This window comes from Goodfellowiella coeruleoviolacea (assembly GCF_024171785.1).
GTDB lineage: Bacteria > Actinomycetota > Actinomycetes > Mycobacteriales > Pseudonocardiaceae > Goodfellowiella > Goodfellowiella coeruleoviolacea.
In genome coordinates, this window is sequence record NZ_JAMTCK010000016.1 from 109,544 (window position 1) to 125,918 (window position 16,375).

Below are 16,375 nucleotides of genomic sequence, written 5' to 3' on the forward strand. Positions count from 1 at the left end.
CCGCCCCGCCCCGAGCGGGCGCTCGGCCCGCGCCCAGGCCGTCCCGCCCCCGCATCTCGGGCCGGACCGCCCCACGACACGGCTCACCCCGGGACGCGCGCGGCGGCAGAAACTCCCGCTCCGACCGTCAACTTTTCTGGCGGGCCGTTATCCACAGCCCTGCCCTGTGCTGAGAAAAGTCAGCCGATCCGGTGGGGATGACTTGGGGACAACCCGGCCCACACCTGGGGATCGCGCTGTGGACAACTGGGCGAACCTGTGGACCAAACGGAGCAGCCCGCTACTTCTCCACAGCCCCATCCACTTATCCACCGGATCCACCCCCAGGTGGTCCACAGGTGATCAACCGGTGTGAGCAGCGCGAACGCGAGTTATCCCCACAATCCACAGCCCCTACTACTACGACTGCCTTTCTCTTCAAGGGGATGAAAAGAACAAAAACAGGGGGCGGCCGAAGTTGGGGACAACCGCGCCGGCCGGCGGTCGCGTCGACAGGCCGGAGCACGGGCCCCGGGGTGACGCTGTCCCGGCGGACGCTCTACGGTGGAACGGCCGCGTTCGAGCGCCGGTCGTTCGCACGGCCACTCCAGGCCCTCCCGCACCGCACCGCCGACGCGTAAGCCGCACCACACACATCGCGCCAAGCCGACCTCCTCTCGTGGGTCGTGTCGACCCTGGAAAGGACGCCCCATGAAGATCCGCGTCGAGCGCGACGGTCTCGCCGACGCCGTCGCCTGGGTCGCGCGCAGCCTGCCGTCCCGGCCGCCGGTTCCGGTTCTCGGTGGGGTGCTGCTCGATGCCGGTTCCGGTGAACCCACCGACGCGCTGACCGTGTCCGGGTTCGACTACGAGGTCTCCGCCACGGTCGACGTGCCGGCGGCCATCGCCGACGGCGGGCGGACCCTGGTGTCCGGTCGGCTGCTCGCCGACATCACCAAGGCGCTGCCCAACCACCCGGTGGAGATCTCGGTCGAGGGCGCCCGGATGGCCATCACCTGCGGCAGCGCCCGGTTCAGCCTGCCCACCATGCCGGTGGAGGACTACCCGCAGCTGCCCGCCATGCCGCAGTTCGCCGGCGAGCTGCCCGGTGAGGTGTTCGCCTCGGCCGTGGGCCAGGTCGCGGTGGCCGCGGGCAAGGACGACACGCTGCCGATGCTGACCGGTGTCCGGCTGGAGATCGGTGAGGGCAAGCTCACCCTGGTGGCCACCGACCGGTTCCGGCTGGCCATGCGGGAGTTCCCGTGGGAGCCGTCTGGCGAGGTGGGCGACACGGCCGTGCTGGTGCCGGCGCGCACCCTGGCCGAGGCGGCCAAGACGCTGGGCACGTCCGGGAGCCGGGTGGAGCTGTCCCTGGCCGAGGGCGACGGGCTGCTCGGCCTGGCCGGCTCCGGCCGGCGCACCACCAGCCGGCTGCTCGACGCCGACTTCCCCAAGTACCGCCAGCTGCTGCCCAGCGAGCACAGCGGGGCAGCCGTGATCGACGTCGCGCCCATGGTCGAGGCGATCAAGCGCGTCTCCCTGGTGGCCGAGCGCGGCACCCAGGTCCGGCTGGAGTTCGTGGACTCGGTGCTGCGGCTGTCCGCCGGCGGTGACGACGAGGGCAGCGCCGAGGAGGAGCTGCAGGTCGAGTACACCGGCGAGCCGGTGACCATCGCGTTCAACCCGAGCTACCTGCTCGACGGGCTGGGCGCGCTGCGCACCGACCGGGCCCACTTGTCGTTCACCACACCCAGTCGGCCGGCACTGCTCAAGCCGGTGGACGAGGATGGCGGTGTGGCCCCCGGGTACCTGTACCTGCTGATGCCGGTTCGCCTGCCTGGCTGAGCCGACTCAGCGGCAGGTCCGTGCGGGGACCACCGGCGCACCGGCAGAGCGGTGGGCCGCCGACCGACCCACGGGAGGACGTGGGTCACGCACGAACGGAGAGGACAGCGACGTGCAGCTTGGACTCGTCGGCCTCGGCAAAATGGGCTTCAACATGCGGGAGCGGTTGCGCCGGGCCGGCCATGAGGTGATCGGTTACGACCGCAATCCCGAGGTCACCGACGCGGCCTCGCTTCAGGACCTGGTCGACAAGCTCGCGGCACCGCGCACGGTGTGGGTGATGGTTCCCGCCGGCGAGCCGACCCGGCAGACCATCGCCGAACTCGCCGACCTGCTGGCGCCCGGCGACCTGGTGATCGATGGCGGCAACTCCCGCTACACCGACGACAAGATCAACTCGGAGCTGCTGGGCGGCCGGCGGATCGGCTACCTCGACTGCGGGGTGTCCGGTGGGGTGTGGGGCCTGGAGAACGGCTACGGGCTGATGGTCGGCGGTGACGCCGAGCTGGTCGAGCGGGCCATGCCGATCTTTGACGCGCTGCGGCCGGAGGGCCCGCGCGAGGAGGGCTTCGCCCACGCCGGCCCCGCCGGCGCCGGCCACTTCGCCAAGATGGTGCACAACGGCATCGAGTACGGCCTGATGCAGGCCTACGCCGAGGGGTTCGAGCTGCTCGACGCCGCCGACCTGGTGACCGACGTGCCCGCGGTGATCCGGGCGTGGCAGCGGGGCACGGTGGTCCGGTCCTGGCTGCTCGACCTGCTGGTGCGGGCGCTGGAGTCCGACCCGGAGCTGGACGACCTGCGCGGCTACGTGGAGGACTCCGGCGAGGGGCGGTGGACCGTGGAGGAGGCGGTCAACCACGCGGTGCCGGCGCCGGTGATCTCGGCGGCGCTGTTCGCCCGGTTCGCCTCCCGCCAGGAGGACTCGCCGGCCATGCGCGCGGTCGCCGCGCTGCGCAACCAGTTCGGCGGACACGGCGTGCACCAGGCCGGGCCGAGTTCCGGGGCCGGCTCCACCCAGGCCGGCTGACCCGCGGTACCCGGTGTTCGTCAGGCATCTCCAGGTCAGCGACTTCCGCTCGTGGCCGCACGCGGACGTGGCGTTCGAGCCGGGCGCGAGCGTGCTGGTCGGCGCGAACGGTCAGGGCAAGACCAACCTGGTTGAGGCGATCGGGTACGTGGCCACCCTCGGTTCGCACCGGGTGGCCACGGACGCTCCCCTGGTGCGGCACGGCGCCGAGCGGGCCGTGGTGCGCACCGCCGTGGTCAACGAGGGGCGCGAGCTGCTGGTCGAGTTGGAGATCACCCCGGGCCGGGCCAACCGGGCCCGGATCAACCGGGGCCCGGTGCCTCGGCCGCGTGACGTGCTGGGCATCCTGCGCACCGTGCTGTTCGCCCCCGAGGACCTGGCCCTGGTCCGGGGCGACCCGGGGGAGCGGCGGCGGTTCGTGGACGAGCTGCTGGTGCTGCGCGCGCCGCGGTTCGCCGGGGTGCGCGCCGACTACGACCGGGTGCTCAAGCAGCGCAGTGCCCTGCTGAAGACGGCCGGCGCGGCGCGGCGGGCCGGCGGCAGCGGGGACATCCGCACGCTGGACGTGTGGGACGGGCACCTGGCCAGGCACGGCGCCGAGCTGCTGGCGGCCCGGCTGGACCTGGTCACCGACCTGGCCCCGCACGTGGCCAGCGCCTATGCCGAGGTCGCGCCGGAGTCCCGGCCGGTGCGCATCGGCTACCGGTCCAGTCTGGGCGAGGCGTTACCGCCGGGGCTGGGCCAGCCGGGCGGGGCCCGCGCCGACGTGGGGCTGCTGGAGGCGGCGCTGCTGGGCGAGCTGGCCCGGGTGCGTGCCCAGGAGATCGAGCGGGGTGTCTGCCTGGTGGGGCCGCACCGCGACGACGTGGACCTGGTGCTGGGTGAGGCCCCGGCCAAGGGGTATGCCAGCCACGGTGAGTCCTGGTCGTTCGCGCTGGCCCTGCGCCTGGCCGCCTACCAGTTGCTGCGCGCGGACGGGACCGAGCCGGTGCTGGTGCTCGACGACGTGTTCGCCGAGCTGGACCGGCGGCGTCGGCAGCGGCTGGCCAAGGTGGCGGCCGACGCCGAGCAGGTGCTGGTCACCGCGGCGGTCGCCGAGGACGTGCCCGAGGAACTCGCCGGTGCCCGCTACGACGTGCACGAGGGTGAGGTGCGCCGTGTCCGCTAGTTCGGCGTGGCCTGGGGATAACCCTGTGGATTGTGTGGATAACTTCGTCACTTCTCCGCAGGAGAAAACGGGCAAAGCAGCCATAAGGCCCACTGTTTCCCGGTCAGGGGAACGACAGCCGGCGAAACATACCGACCAGTCGGTTCGCGACGGCGTGGACGGCGGGGCGCAGCTGCGCGGGTCGGACCTGGCCAGGGCGGCCCTGGAGGCGGCCCGTGCCGCCGCCAAGGAGCGGGGCCGCGCGCCGGGTGGTGCCCGGCGGGCCGGTGCGGCCGGCGGCGGGGTGCGCCGGCGCCGCCGCAGCTGGTCGGGGGCGCGGCCGGACGAGCGCGACCCCCAGCCGCTGGGCCGGCTGGCCGCGCGCATGGCCACCGAGCGCGGGTGGGTGGACCGGCTGGCCGGTGGTCAGGTGTTCGCCCGGTGGACCGGTCTGGTCGGCGCCAACGTGGCCGAGCACGCCCGCCCGGTCGCGCTGCGCGACGGCGAGCTGACCGTGCAGGCCGACTCCACCGCCTGGGCCACCCAGTTGCGACTGCTGCAGCGCCAGCTGCTGGCCCGGATCGCCGCGGGCGTGGGTGACGGCGTGGTCAAGCGGCTGCGGGTGCAGGGACCGGCCGCGCCGAGCTGGCGCTACGGCCCGAGGCACATCCCCGGCCGGGGGCCGCGCGACACCTACGGCTGACTGGTCCAGCTGGTGGATCGGCCGGTCCGGGCCGGTTTCCGGCCGCCTGGCGCGCGTAGGCTCGTTCTGGCCGGTGCGGGGCGCACCGCCGGCTTCGGGCCGGCAGACTCGATCGTGTGGGGCGCTGTACGTGCACCAGTCCAACGAGAAGGTGGCCCTGGGCGAACCGACACATGCACACTTCGTTCGGCCCGTCTGCGAGCAATCTAGAGGTGTCCTTGTGCCCATCCTGACGGTGCGGGCAAGTAGAATCTGGAGAAGCGTGACCGTCAGCGTTCGCTAGGCGAGGAGACACCCGGCCCGTGGCAGCTCAGAAGAACGAATACAGCGCGTCGTCCATCACCGTTCTCGAAGGACTTGAGGCGGTCCGCAAGCGGCCCGGCATGTACATCGGTTCCACCGGTGAGCGGGGTCTGCACCACCTGATCTGGGAGGTCGTGGACAACGCCGTCGACGAGGCCATGGCCGGCCACGCCACCAGGGTCGAGGTGATCCTGCGGGCCGACGGCGGTATCCAGGTCATCGACGACGGCCGGGGCATCCCGGTCGACATGCACCCGGTGGAGAAGAAGCCGGCCGTCGAGGTGGTGCTGACCACCCTGCACGCCGGCGGCAAGTTCGACAGCGGCGCCTACGCGGTCTCCGGTGGTCTACACGGCGTGGGCGTGTCCGTGGTGAACGCGCTGTCCGTGCGGCTGGACGTGGAGATCTGCCAGAGCGGCTACGTGTGGCGCCAGCGCTACGAGCACTCCAAGCCGGCCACCGAGCTGACCAGGGGTGAGCCCACCCGCAAGACCGGCACCACGATCACCTACTGGGCCGACCCGGAGATCTTCGAGACCACCATCTACAACGCCGAGACCGTGGCCCGCCGGCTGCAGGAGATGGCCTTCCTCAACAAGGGGCTGACCATCGTGCTGCGCGACGAGCGGGTGCGCGAGGGCGCGGACGAGGCCGACGCCGACGGCAACACCGCGCAGATCAAGGACCGGGTCTTCCACTACCCGGGTGGGCTGGAGGACTTCGTCCAGCACATCAACGCCACCCGGGAGGCCGTGCACCGCAAGGTCATCGCCTTCGAGGCCAAGGGCGACGGCATCGAGGTCGAGGTGGCCATGCAGTGGAACTCCGGCTACACCCCCTCGGTCTACACCTTCGCCAACACCATCAACACGCACGAGGGCGGCACCCACGAGGAGGGCTTCCGGTCCGCGCTGACCAGGGTGGTCAACGCCTACGCGCGCGAGAAGAAGCTGCTCAAGGAGAAGGACAGCAACCTCACCGGCGACGACGTGCGCGAGGGCCTGGCCGCGATCGTGTCGGTCAAGCTCAAGGAACCGCAGTTCGAGGGCCAGACCAAGACCAAGCTGGGCAACAGCGAGGCCAAGTCGTTCGTGCAGACCACCTGCAACGAGTGGCTGGCCGACTGGTTCGAGCGCAACCCGGCCGAGGCCAAGGCCATCGTCACCAAGGCGGTGTCCTCGGCGCAGGCCCGCATCGCCGCGCGCAAGGCCAAGGACCTGGTGCGCCGCAAGAGCGCGCTGGAGATCGGCAACCTGCCGGGCAAGCTCAAGGACTGCCGCTCCTCCGACCCGGCCGAGTGCGAGCTGTACATCGTGGAGGGCGACTCCGCGGGCGGCTCGGCCAAGGAGGGCCGCGAGTCGCGGTTCCAGGCCATCCTGCCGATCCGCGGCAAGATCATCAACGTGGAGAAGGCCAGGCTCGACCGGGTGCTCAAGAACACCGAGGTGCAGAGCCTGATCACCGCGCTGGGCACCGGCATCCACGACGAGTTCGACATCAGCAAGCTGCGCTACCACAAGATCGTGCTGATGGCCGACGCCGACGTGGACGGCCAGCACATCCGCACCCTGCTGCTCACCCTGCTGTTCCGGTTCATGCGCCCGCTCATCGAGCACGGGCACGTCTACCTGGCCCAGCCGCCGCTGTACAAGATCAAGTGGCAGCGCTCCGAGCCGGAGTACGCCTACTCCGACCGGGAGCGCGACGGGCTGATCGCGCAGGGGCTCGCGGCCGGCCGGAAGATCAACAAGGACGACGGCATCCAGCGGTACAAGGGTCTGGGCGAGATGAACGCCGAGGAGCTGTGGGAGACCACCATGGACCCGGCGCACCGCCTGCTGCTCCAGGTCACCCTGGACGACGCGGCCACCGCCGACGAACTGTTCAGCGTGCTGATGGGCGAGGACGTGGAGTCCCGCCGCTCGTTCATCACCCGCAACGCCAAGGACGTCCGCTTCCTCGACGTCTGATCGGCGCGATCGGACGTCATCTGCTCCTGACCCCGCGACCACGGCGCGTCGTTGTGGGTGACCGCGGGCCCGACGTGCGGCGGCACGGCGACCCGTCAACGGCTTGAAAGGAATCTCCTCGTGACTGAGACGCTGCCCCCAGGGAGCGAGCGGATCGAGCCTGTCGAGATCCAGCAGGAGATGCAGCGCTCGTACATCGACTACGCGATGAGCGTGATCGTGAGCCGCGCACTGCCGGATGTCCGCGACGGGCTCAAGCCGGTGCACCGGCGGGTGCTCTACTCCATGCACGACACCGGGCTGCGGCCGGAGCGCAGCTACGTGAAGTGCTCGCGCATCGTCGGCGACGTGATGGGCAACTACCACCCGCACGGCGACGCGTCGATCTACGACGCCCTGGTGCGCCTGGCCCAGTCGTGGTCCATGCGCTACCAGCTGGTCGACGGCCAGGGCAACTTCGGCTCGCCCGGCAACGACCCGGCCGCGGCCATGCGCTACACCGAGGCCCGGATGGCGCCGCTGGCCACCGCCATGCTGCAGGACATCGACGAGGAGACCGTCGACTTCTCGCCCAACTACGACGGCAAGACCGACGAGCCCGACGTTCTGCCGTCCCGGGTGCCCAACCTGCTGGTCAACGGCGGCAGCGGGATCGCGGTCGGGATGGCCACCAACATCCCCCCGCACAACCTGCGCGAGGTGGCCGAGGGCGTGGTCTGGGCGCTGGAGAACTGGGAGGCCTCCGAGGAGGAGACCCTGGCCGCGCTGCTCCAGCGGGTCAAGGGCCCGGACTTCCCGACCGGCGCGCTGATCCTGGGCACCTCGGGCATCGAGGAGGCCTACCGCACCGGCCGCGGCTCCATCCGGATGCGCGCGGTGGTCGAGGTCGAGGAGGACGCCAAGGGCCGGGTCATCCTGGTCGTCACCGAGCTGCCGTTCCAGGTCAACCCGGACAACCTGGTGGAGAACATCGCCGCGCTGGTGCGCGACGGCAAGCTCACCGGCATCGCCGACGTGGCCGACGAGTCCAACAAGCGCAGCGGCATGCGGATCGTGGTCACGCTCAAGCGGGACGCGGTCGCCAAGGTCGTGCTGAACAACCTGTACAAGCACACCCAGCTGCAGCAGAACTTCGGCGTGAACATGCTGGCCCTGGTCGACCAGGTGCCGCGCACGCTGCGGCTGGACCAGATCGTCCGGCACTACGTCAAGCACCAGGTCGAGGTGATCGTCCGGCGCACCCGCTACCGGCTGCGCAAGGCCGAGGAGCGCGCCCACATCCTGCGCGGTCTGGTCAAGGCGCTGGACCAGCTGGACGAGGTCATCGCGCTGATCCGCCGCTCGCCCACGGTGGACGACTCGCGCCGGGGCCTGATCGCGCTGCTGGACGTGGACGAGGCGCAGGCCAACGCCATCCTGGAGATGCAGCTGCGCCGGCTGGCCGCGCTGGAGCGGCAGAAGATCGTCGACGAGCTGGCCGAGATCGAGCGCACCATCGCCGACCTGCAGAACATCCTGGACACGCCGGAACGCCAGCGCAGGATCGTGCGCGACGAGCTGATGGCGATCGTGGACAAGCACGGCGACGAGCGGCGCACCAAGATCATCCCCTACGACGGCGAGGTCTCCATCGAGGACCTGATCGCGGTCGAGGACGTGGTCGTCACGATCACCCGCACCGGCTACGCCAAGCGGACCAAGACCGACCTGTACCGGGCGCAGAAGCGCGGCGGCAAGGGCGTGCAGGGCGCGCAGCTCAAGCAGGACGACATCGTGGCGCACTTCTTCGTGTGCTCCACCCACGACTGGATCCTGTTCTTCACCAACAAGGGCCGGGTCTACCGGGCCAAGGCCTACGAGCTGCCCGAGGCCACCAGGGCCGCGCGCGGCCAGCACGTGGCCAACCTGCTGGCCTTCCAGCCCGACGAGCACATCGCCCAGGTCATCCAGATCAAGGACTACGAGGCCGCCCCGTACCTGGTGCTGGCCACGCGCAGCGGACTGGTGAAGAAGTCGCGGCTGAGCGACTTCGACTCCAACCGCTCGGGCGGACTGATCGGCATCAACCTGCGCGAGGACGACGAGCTGGTCGGCGCGGTGCTGTGCGGGCCGGACGACGACCTGCTGCTGGTCTCCGCCGATGGGCAGTCCATCCGGTTCCACGCGACCGACGAGGCACTGCGCCCGATGGGGCGGGCTACCTCGGGTGTGCTGGGCATGCGGTTCAACCCCGGTGACGAACTGCTGTCCATGGGTGTCGTCCAGGAGGGGAAGTTCGTCCTGGTGGCCACCGACGGCGGTTACGCAAAGCGCACGCCGATCGAGGACTACCCGGTGCAGGGACGGGGCGGCAAGGGCGTGCTGACCATTCAGCACGACCGCCGACGTGGCAGGCTGGTGGGCGCGCTCATCGTCGACCTCGACGACGAGCTGTACGCGATCACCTCGACCGGCGGGGTCATCAGGACCAGCGCCAAGGAGGTGCGCAAGGCCGGCCGGCAGACCAAGGGGGTTCGCCTGATGAACCTCGGCGAGAGGAACACCCTTGTCGCTGTCGCACGCAACGCGGACGAGGCCACAGACGTCTCCGACTCGGTGGACTCCGAGTCGAGCCGCCCGGAGTCACCCGGGACCGGGGCGAACGGCACAGGCTCGGACGGCGCGGAGTCGGCCAACTAACGCAGTCAGCCAAGTAAGCCTGGACGACAAGCTCTAAGGACCGCTCGTGAACCCACCGGAGAACACGGAACGTTCCGACGCCAAGGCCGGGCAGGGCGACCCGACCGCGGCGATGACACGGCGGGATGGGGCCGAGCCGGCGCAGTCCGGCACCGGTGCGACGACGGCGGAGGCCACCGTCGTCGCACCGGCCAGCCCGGGGGCTGGCACCGCTGGACAGGCAGCCACCGGACCGGGCGGCGCCGGGAGCGCGGACCCGGGCACCGGCCAGGCGACCGGTGCCGGCGGCGGTGACGGGGGGTATGAGGCCCCGGCGCCGCTGCCGCCGTGGCAGCGGGTGCCCAGCGACGCCCAGCACCTGCAGGAACACCAGCACCACCAGCACGGTGGTGAGGCCGGGCCCGAGCCGCAGGGCCAACCGGTCGGCTTTCCCGCCGCCGACGAGCAGACCGTGGTGACGGTGGCCCGCCCGGCGGTGACCGGGGTGGTCAGTCCCAGCCTGACCCCGGCCGGCGCGGCGTCGGCCGGCGGCGGCACGCCCACGGCGGCCGCGCGCACCTCGGTGAACCTGGGGGCGGCCTCGGCCGGCGGCAGTGGCCGGCCGAGCGCGCCCGGTTCGCGGCGGCCCGGCCGGGGGCCGAGGCGGGCCAGCCTCCAGGTCAAGCGGATCGACCCGTGGTCGGTGCTGAAGCTGGCCCTGGTGCTCAGCATCGCGCTGTTCTTCGTGTGGCTGGTGGCCGTGGGCGTGCTCTACGGCGTGCTGAACGGCATGGGCGTGTGGGAGCAGCTCAACGGCACCTACGACGACCTGGTGCAGGGCGGTGCCAGCGCCGACAGCGAACCGCTGATCAGTGCCGGCCGGGTGTTCGGGGTGGCCGCCATCATCGGCGCGGTGAACATCGTGCTGATGACCGCGCTGGCCACGGTCGCCGCGTTCATCTACAACGTCTCCGCCGACCTGGCGGGTGGGTTGGAGATCACCCTGTCGGAACGTGAGTAACACCAGAATGACCACGACCAGGGGTTTTTCCTCCGGGCACCGACGCGGACCGGCGGTCCGGCCGGGTTGGGGGGCCCCTGGTTTTGGTGGGAGCGCGGGTGTGGGGTAATCTTTCCTCCGTTGCTTCCGAGGGCCTATAGCTCAGACGGTTAGAGCGCTTCGCTGATAACGAAGAGGTCGCTGGTTCGAGTCCAGCTAGGCCCACTCCGCTGGTCCACTACGGGTCAGAAGACCCGAGTCGACAGGCCACCACTGAGGAGGGACCGGACGTGAAGAAGCTTCTCGCACTCGTGGCTGTGGCTGGTGCAGTCCTGCTGGTCGTGCGCCGTCAGCGCTCCGCCAAGGCCGAGGCTGACCTGTGGCGCGAGGCCACTGCTCCCAGCGAGAGCTGAGCCAGAGCGAGCGGAGTTCTCCCGCTCGCCGGGGGGACGTAGCTCAATTGGCAGAGCACCGCCTTTGCAAGGCGGGGGTTAGGGGTTCGATTCCCCTCGTCTCCACCACAAGGGTGTGACAGGGTCGGCAGGCGCCGGCCCTGTTTCTTTTTTCCGGCCGCCGCGCACCCGCCCGGCAGCGTCGGCCGCTTCCGTCGGGGTCGCGCCGAGCGTTCAGTCGGTGCGACCAGGCTCGGTGCGACCAGGCACTGAGTTCAGGCGTTGAGTTCAGGCACTGCGGCCGGGCGGTGACGTCAGGCGTTGAGGTAGGCGATCACCGCCAGCACCCGTCGGTGTCCCGGATCGGTGGGCGGCAGGTCGAGTTTGGCGAAGATGTTGCCCACGTGCTTGTGCACGGCACGCTCGGTCACCACGAGCCGTCCGGCGATCTCGGCGTTGCCGTAGCCCTGTGCCATCAGCGCCAGCACCTCGCGTTCCCGCTGGGTCAGCGTGGCGATCGGGTTGTGCCGGCGCACCAGCAGCTGCTTGACCACCTCCGGGTCCATCACGGTGCCGCCCGCGGCGACCCGGTGCAACGCGTCCAGGAACTCCTCCACCCGCCCCACCCGGTCCTTGAGCAGGTAGCCGACACTGCCGGCGCCGTCGGCGAACAGCTCCCCGGCGTAGGTCTCCTCCACGTACTGCGAGAGCACCAGCACGGGCAGACCGGGCCGCTGCCGGCGGGCCCGCAGCGCGGCGCGGATGCCCTCGTCGCGAAAGGACGGCGGCAGCCGCACGTCCACCACGCACACGTCCGGCTGATGCTGTGCCACCGCGCGCACGAACGAGTCGGCGTCGGCGACCCGGTCCACCACCTCGTGCCCGCAGGTGCCCAGCAGCAGCGCCAGCCCCTCGGCGAGCAGCACGTTGTCCTCGGCGATCACGATCCGCACGGGCACTCCACCTCGATGGTGGTCGGTCCGCCCACCGGACTGCTCACCCGCAGGGTGCCGTCCAGGGCGGCGACCCGGCGGCGCATCCCGGCCACGCCGGTGCCCTGGTCCTCCCGCACCCCGCCCCGGCCGTTGTCCTGGACGCGGACCAGCAGCAGGTCCGGGGCGGTGCGCTGGACGGTGACCTCGGCGGCGCTCGCCCCGCTGTGCTTGGTGATGTTGGTCAGCGCCTCGGTGACGGTGAAGTAGGCGGCGGCCTCGACCGGCGCGGGCAGCTCACCGAGGTCGGCGGCCACGTCCAGGGTGGTGGGCACGACGCAGCGGGCGGCCACGGCGGTGAGCGCGCCGGCCAGGCCCCGGTCGGCGAGGATCGGCGGGTACATGGTGCGCAGCACATCGCGCAGCTCGGTCATGGCGTCCTCGGCCCCCTCCCTGGCACGGACGAGCAGGTCGGCGGCTGCCTGCGGGTCGTGCCGCAGCTGCCGTTCAGCCAGTCCGAGGTGCATGGCGACGGACACCAACCTGGCCTGGGTGCCGTCGTGCAGGTCGCGCTCGATGCGGCGGAGTTCCGCGCTGTGCGCGTTGACCGCCCCGGCCCTGGTGGACCGCAGGGTCTCGACCTGCTCGGTGAGCTGGTGCCGGGCGGACGGGGCGAGCAGCCGGGAACTGAGCACGGCGGCGGCCGTGGCCACCAGCGGCAGCCCGACCACGGCCAGGGCGATCGCGCCGGCCAGCTGGACCACGCCCAGGGTGGCCGCGGACAGCCAGCTGTCGATGGGGATGTTGCCCAGCACCCGGATCGGCGCGGACACCGGGAACAGCCACCACAGACCGATCGCGCCCAGGGCGGCGACCGGCAGCGCGGCCAACAGGATCCCGAGCGCGCCCAACACGGTCCCGGCCAGCATGGCAACCGGCAGCCAGCGCAGATCCCGCCTGGTCACGGGATCGCGCAGCAGTGCGGTGAGCCGCCGGGCAGCGGGACCGCCGTCCCCGGCCGGGCGGCCGGTGTGCCGGCCAGCGCGGCGGCGTTCCCCGTTGGCCAGCCAGCGCAGCAGCCGCAGTTCCGGCGGCAGCACGAGCAGCCCGAGGCCCACCAGGCAGAGCGCGGTCGAGTACAGCAGCACGGGGAACAGCACGAGACAGCCCAGCCCGACCGCGAAGGTGACCGCGCAGTACCAGCCGGCCGCGCGCACCCGCGGCCACTGCCGCGCCAGCACCGCCATCACCGTCACAGATCCTCCCCGGGGTCGACACACCGGGGTGATTGTGTCCTGGCGCGACCGGGGCGGACGGTGTAGCGGGCTACACCGTTGGCCGGCCAGCTCGCCCCACTGCCGTTGGCCGGCCGGCTGCCTAGCTTGGCCGACATGACGACTGTGCGAGCGGTGAAGTCGGGTTCGGCGCCGGTCCGGCGCCAAGTGGTGATCTTCGTGGTGGTGTCCTACGCCGGGGCCTGGCTGGGCGCCCTGCCGCTGTGGCTGGACGGTTTCCGCAGGACCAGTGCGGCGGACAGCGCCTCCCCGCTGGTGCGGCTGTGCCTGGCCGCGATGATGCTGGTGCCGGCGGCCACGGCGGTCGCCCTGACCGCCCGGCACACCCGGGCCAGGGACCTGCCCGCCGCGTTGGGGCTGCGGCCGGCGCGGTCCTGGTCGACCACGGCGGCCCAGTGCCTCGGCGGCTTCGCCCTGCCCCTCGTGCTGACCGCCGGCGGGTTGGCCCTGGCCACCGCGCTGGGCCAGTACCAGCCGGGCGGGTTGCCCACGGCGGCCGTGCTCGGTGGGCTGGTGGCCAGCGCGGTGGTGTCGCTGCCGCTGTACTTCGGCGAGGAGATCGGCTGGCAGGGATACCTGCTGCCGCGGCTGATGCGGTGGGGCACGGCGCGGGCCGTGCTCGTCGGCGGGGTCATCTGGGGGCTGTGGCACGTGCCGGTCACCGCGCTCGGTGGCAGCTACCCGGGGCACTCGCTGCTGGTGGGCCTGCCGGCCATGGTGATCTCGGCGGTGCTGATCGGGTCGGTCGTCGCCTGGATCAGGCTGCGCTCGGACTCGGTGCTGCCCGCGGTGGCGGCGCACGTGGCGGTGAACGAGTTCGCCCTTCCCCTGACCAGGCTCGTCGCCGCCCGCCCCGACCAGGTCGACCCGCTCACCGCCGGCCCGCTCAGCTGGCCGACCTGGCTGGTCACCGCGCTGGCCGTGGCCGGTGTGGTGCTGGTGGCGCGCCGGCGCGGAACGCCCGCGTTCGGGTGACGCCGAGCAGGGGCGCGGGCCGAGATCGAGTGCGCCCGCCGTCTGGTTGACTTGGCCCGTGACGAGACGAGCGATCGCCCGCGTCGCGCCCCTGGTGGCGCTGTTCGGCCTGGTCACGGCGTGCACGGGGGGCGAGGGGAGCAGCACCACCCCGACCAGCCGGGCGGACCGGTCGCAGCCACCGGCCAGTAGCCAGGCGGCCAGCGGCCAGGCGACCGGCACGGCGGCGGGGCAGGCCACGTCGTCGGGCGCGCCAGCCTCGCCAACGCCCTCGGCGAACGGGCCCTGCCCCTACCTGGACACCGAGTTCGTGGCCGAGGCCAACGGCCAGCGCGTGAGCAAGGTGCGCATCTCGGCCGACCAGCCCCACCCGGCCTGCTTCTTCTACCGGCCGGACGGCGAACTGCAGTTGAGCGTGCGCGTCTACGTGGGTGACGCGGCCACGGCCAAGGCCGTGGTGGACGAGGCCGCGCCCACGGACACGTCCAGCCCGGCCAGCCAACCCGCCGGGTGGACCGGCGGGTCGCTTGGCAACGCGGACGGTGCCGTCTACGCGGTGGCCAAGCAGGGCACGGCCGTGGTCGCCAGCACCAATCAGCAGCAGAGCGTCAAGGCCCGCCGCGTCGTGGAGACCACGATCACTAACCTCGGGCTGTGAAGCCCCACGGGTGAACTGGCACCGGTGCCCGGTGCACCGGCACCGCTGCCGCCGGGCACCGGTGCGCGCCGCACGTGCGCGGCCGGCTCAGCTCCGGCGTGCGGTGTGGTTGTCCCGGGCGCGCTGGCCGTTGGTGTCCTGGGCCCTGGCCGCGGTCGAGTCGCTGTCCACACCACCGCCCGACTGGGCCGGCTCGTCGTGCAGCCGCACCTCCTGGGGGCGCCGGGACAGCACGGCGTAACCGGCCGCGCCGGCGGCCACCAGCAGCGCCAGCAGCCACGGCCAGCGCCGCCGCCGGGCGATCTCGCGAGTGGCAGTGAGCTTGCCGGCCTTGCGCGTCGCGAGACGGGCCGCCCGCCGGGCCTGCTGCCGGGTGACCTTCTTGGCCCGCGCCGCCTTCCTGGTCGCCTTCGCGGCCGCGCGCCCGGTCAACCGCGCGATGTCGTCGCGGGTGCGGTCGGCGCGGTCGAGCACGTCGGCGCGCAACCGCTCACCCTTCTTGCGGCCCTGCCTGATCAGCCGCTGCCGCTGCCTGGCCAGCTGCCTGCGCTGCCGCGCCAGGTTCTTCCTGGCCCGCCGGGTCGAGCGACCCACCTCCTCGGCGCGTTCGCTGAGCGCGTCGAACAGCCGGTCCGGCACGATGCCGTGGTCGGCCAGCTTGGTCTCGGCCGTGCCCACCACCTGGGAAGCCGCTTCCGCACCCGCGTGACCCGCGCGGACGGCTCCCTGGCGCACCGCACGCAATCCTGTCCCGAGTGCCCTGCCCACGGACTCGCCAGCTCGGGTCATGACCTGCACCTCGTCCATCTTCTGCTCCAGAAGCTGTTCGGTGAATCACGCTCGGTTGTCTCCATCCTGCCCCTTTCCGACCATTCCTGCTTGTGGATGGCACGATGGACGCGTGGCTGAAAGCAACGAATCGCTGGTTGGGACGAAGGTGTCGGCGACGCTGCACACCTCGATGGGCGACATCAGGCTCAACCTCTTTCCCGACCAGGCCCCCACGACGGTGAAGAACTTCGTCGGTCTGGCCGAGGGCACCAAGGAGTACACGGGACAGAACGCCAAGGGGGGGACGAGCGGGCCGTTCTACGACGGCTCGATCTTCCACCGCGTGATCAGCGGCTTCATGATCCAGGGCGGTGACCCCACCGGCACCGGCCGCGGCGGTCCCGGCTACGACTTCAAGGACGAGTTCCACCCCGAACTGCAGTTCAACCGCCCCTACCTGCTGGCCATGGCCAACCCGGGCCGGCCGAACATGAACGGCTCGCAGTTCTTCATCACGGTGGGCCCCACCACCTGGCTGAACTTCAAGCACACCATCTTCGGTGAGGTCGCCGACCAGGAGTCCCGCAACGTGGTCGACGCCATCAGCAACACGCCGACCGCCGCGGGCGACCGGCCGATCACCGACGTGGTGATCAACAGCGTCGAGATCGAGCGCGGTACCGGAAGCTGACCGGGCGTCGTGGCCGTTCCTCCGCA

Annotated in this window: 14 protein-coding genes and 2 tRNA genes; 13 read left to right on the forward strand and 3 right to left on the reverse strand. The window is 71.6% G+C overall.

Going from position 1 to position 16,375, the window contains the following annotated elements; genetic code table 11:
• Window positions 1–690 precede the first annotated feature (690 nt).
• The 10 genes from dnaN to LX83_RS29675 all read left to right on the forward strand — a co-directional run bounded on the left by dnaN (window position 691) and on the right by LX83_RS29675 (window position 11,156).
• Complete coding sequence (dnaN, locus tag LX83_RS29630; protein ID WP_253777300.1) at window positions 691–1,824, forward strand: DNA polymerase III subunit beta; 1,134 nt, start codon at window positions 691–693, stop codon at window positions 1,822–1,824.
• Complete coding sequence (gene gnd, locus LX83_RS29635; protein WP_301329157.1) at window positions 1,817–2,854, forward strand: phosphogluconate dehydrogenase (NAD(+)-dependent, decarboxylating); 1,038 nt, start codon at window positions 1,817–1,819, stop codon at window positions 2,852–2,854. The genes dnaN and gnd overlap by 8 nt, the downstream gene beginning before the upstream one ends.
• A gap of 13 nt (window positions 2,855–2,867) precedes the next feature.
• Entirely contained in the window at window positions 2,868–4,022 is a 1,155-nt protein-coding gene (recF, locus tag LX83_RS29640) for a DNA replication/repair protein RecF (protein WP_253777302.1), read from the forward strand.
• A gap of 154 nt (window positions 4,023–4,176) precedes the next feature.
• Entirely contained in the window at window positions 4,177–4,704 is a 528-nt protein-coding gene (locus tag LX83_RS29645) for a DUF721 domain-containing protein (RefSeq protein WP_253777303.1), read from the forward strand.
• Between the two features lie 302 nt (window positions 4,705–5,006).
• Window positions 5,007–6,977: a DNA topoisomerase (ATP-hydrolyzing) subunit B gene (gyrB, locus tag LX83_RS29650; RefSeq protein ID WP_253777304.1), complete on the forward strand. Its 1,971-nt coding sequence runs from the start codon at window positions 5,007–5,009 to the stop codon at window positions 6,975–6,977.
• A gap of 120 nt (window positions 6,978–7,097) precedes the next feature.
• Window positions 7,098–9,656 carry a DNA gyrase subunit A gene (gyrA, locus tag LX83_RS29655; protein ID WP_253777305.1) on the forward strand — a complete coding sequence of 853 codons (2,559 nt, stop codon included), beginning with the start codon at window positions 7,098–7,100 and terminating at the stop codon, window positions 9,654–9,656.
• A gap of 112 nt (window positions 9,657–9,768) precedes the next feature.
• The gene (locus LX83_RS29660) at window positions 9,769–10,656 is read left to right on the forward strand and encodes a DUF3566 domain-containing protein (protein ID WP_253777500.1); all 888 of its coding nucleotides are present in this window, start codon (window positions 9,769–9,771) and stop codon (window positions 10,654–10,656) included.
• A 130-nt stretch (window positions 10,657–10,786) separates the two neighbouring features.
• Window positions 10,787–10,860, forward strand: a tRNA-Ile gene (locus LX83_RS29665).
• Window positions 10,861–10,925: 65 nt separating this feature from the next.
• Complete coding sequence (locus tag LX83_RS29670; RefSeq protein WP_253777306.1) at window positions 10,926–11,048, forward strand: DLW-39 family protein; 123 nt, start codon at window positions 10,926–10,928, stop codon at window positions 11,046–11,048.
• Between the two features lie 32 nt (window positions 11,049–11,080).
• A tRNA-Ala gene (locus tag LX83_RS29675) sits at window positions 11,081–11,156 on the forward strand.
• A 185-nt stretch (window positions 11,157–11,341) separates the two neighbouring features.
• Here LX83_RS29675 and LX83_RS29680 read toward each other — a convergent pair.
• Both LX83_RS29680 and LX83_RS29685 read right to left on the reverse strand, forming a co-directional pair.
• Window positions 11,342–11,980 (reverse strand): LuxR C-terminal-related transcriptional regulator, encoded by a 639-nt coding sequence (locus LX83_RS29680; protein ID WP_253777307.1) that lies wholly within the window; start codon window positions 11,978–11,980, stop codon window positions 11,342–11,344.
• On the reverse strand, window positions 11,968–13,206 hold the full coding sequence (locus LX83_RS29685; protein WP_253777502.1) for a sensor histidine kinase: 1,239 nt from the start codon (window positions 13,204–13,206) through the stop codon (window positions 11,968–11,970). The genes LX83_RS29680 and LX83_RS29685 overlap by 13 nt, the downstream gene beginning before the upstream one ends.
• Window positions 13,207–13,350: 144 nt before the next feature.
• On the opposite strand from LX83_RS29685, the gene LX83_RS29690 reads away from it, so the two are divergent.
• Together LX83_RS29690 and LX83_RS29695 are read left to right on the forward strand one after the other, a co-directional pair.
• Window positions 13,351–14,229: a CPBP family intramembrane glutamic endopeptidase gene (locus LX83_RS29690; RefSeq protein ID WP_253777308.1), complete on the forward strand. Its 879-nt coding sequence runs from the start codon at window positions 13,351–13,353 to the stop codon at window positions 14,227–14,229.
• A gap of 58 nt (window positions 14,230–14,287) precedes the next feature.
• Complete coding sequence (locus tag LX83_RS29695) at window positions 14,288–14,887, forward strand: DUF2020 domain-containing protein (RefSeq protein ID WP_253777310.1); 600 nt, start codon at window positions 14,288–14,290, stop codon at window positions 14,885–14,887.
• A gap of 87 nt (window positions 14,888–14,974) precedes the next feature.
• Here LX83_RS29695 and LX83_RS29700 read toward each other — a convergent pair whose 3' ends face one another.
• Window positions 14,975–15,694: a hypothetical protein gene (locus LX83_RS29700; RefSeq protein WP_253777312.1), complete on the reverse strand. Its 720-nt coding sequence runs from the start codon at window positions 15,692–15,694 to the stop codon at window positions 14,975–14,977.
• 94 nt (window positions 15,695–15,788) lie between these two features.
• Here LX83_RS29700 and LX83_RS29705 point away from each other — a divergent pair, with 94 nt between their 5' ends.
• Complete coding sequence (locus LX83_RS29705) at window positions 15,789–16,349, forward strand: peptidylprolyl isomerase (protein WP_308204074.1); 561 nt, start codon at window positions 15,789–15,791, stop codon at window positions 16,347–16,349.
• The last annotated feature ends 26 nt before the right edge of the window (window positions 16,350–16,375 follow it).

What these genes read in the sequence shown, in the direction of transcription:
- LX83_RS29685 (WP_253777502.1), bottom strand. Translation starts at nt 13,206, where the DNA reads ATGGCGGTGCTGGCGCGGCAGTGGCCGCGGGTGCGCGCGGCCGGCTGG.
- LX83_RS29660 (WP_253777500.1), top strand. Translation starts at nt 9,769, where the DNA reads ATGACACGGCGGGATGGGGCCGAGCCGGCGCAGTCCGGCACCGGTGCG.
- dnaN (WP_253777300.1), top strand. Translation starts at nt 691, where the DNA reads ATGAAGATCCGCGTCGAGCGCGACGGTCTCGCCGACGCCGTCGCCTGG.
- LX83_RS29700 (WP_253777312.1), bottom strand. Translation starts at nt 15,694, where the DNA reads ATGGACGAGGTGCAGGTCATGACCCGAGCTGGCGAGTCCGTGGGCAGG.
- LX83_RS29690 (WP_253777308.1), top strand. Translation starts at nt 13,351, where the DNA reads ATGACGACTGTGCGAGCGGTGAAGTCGGGTTCGGCGCCGGTCCGGCGC.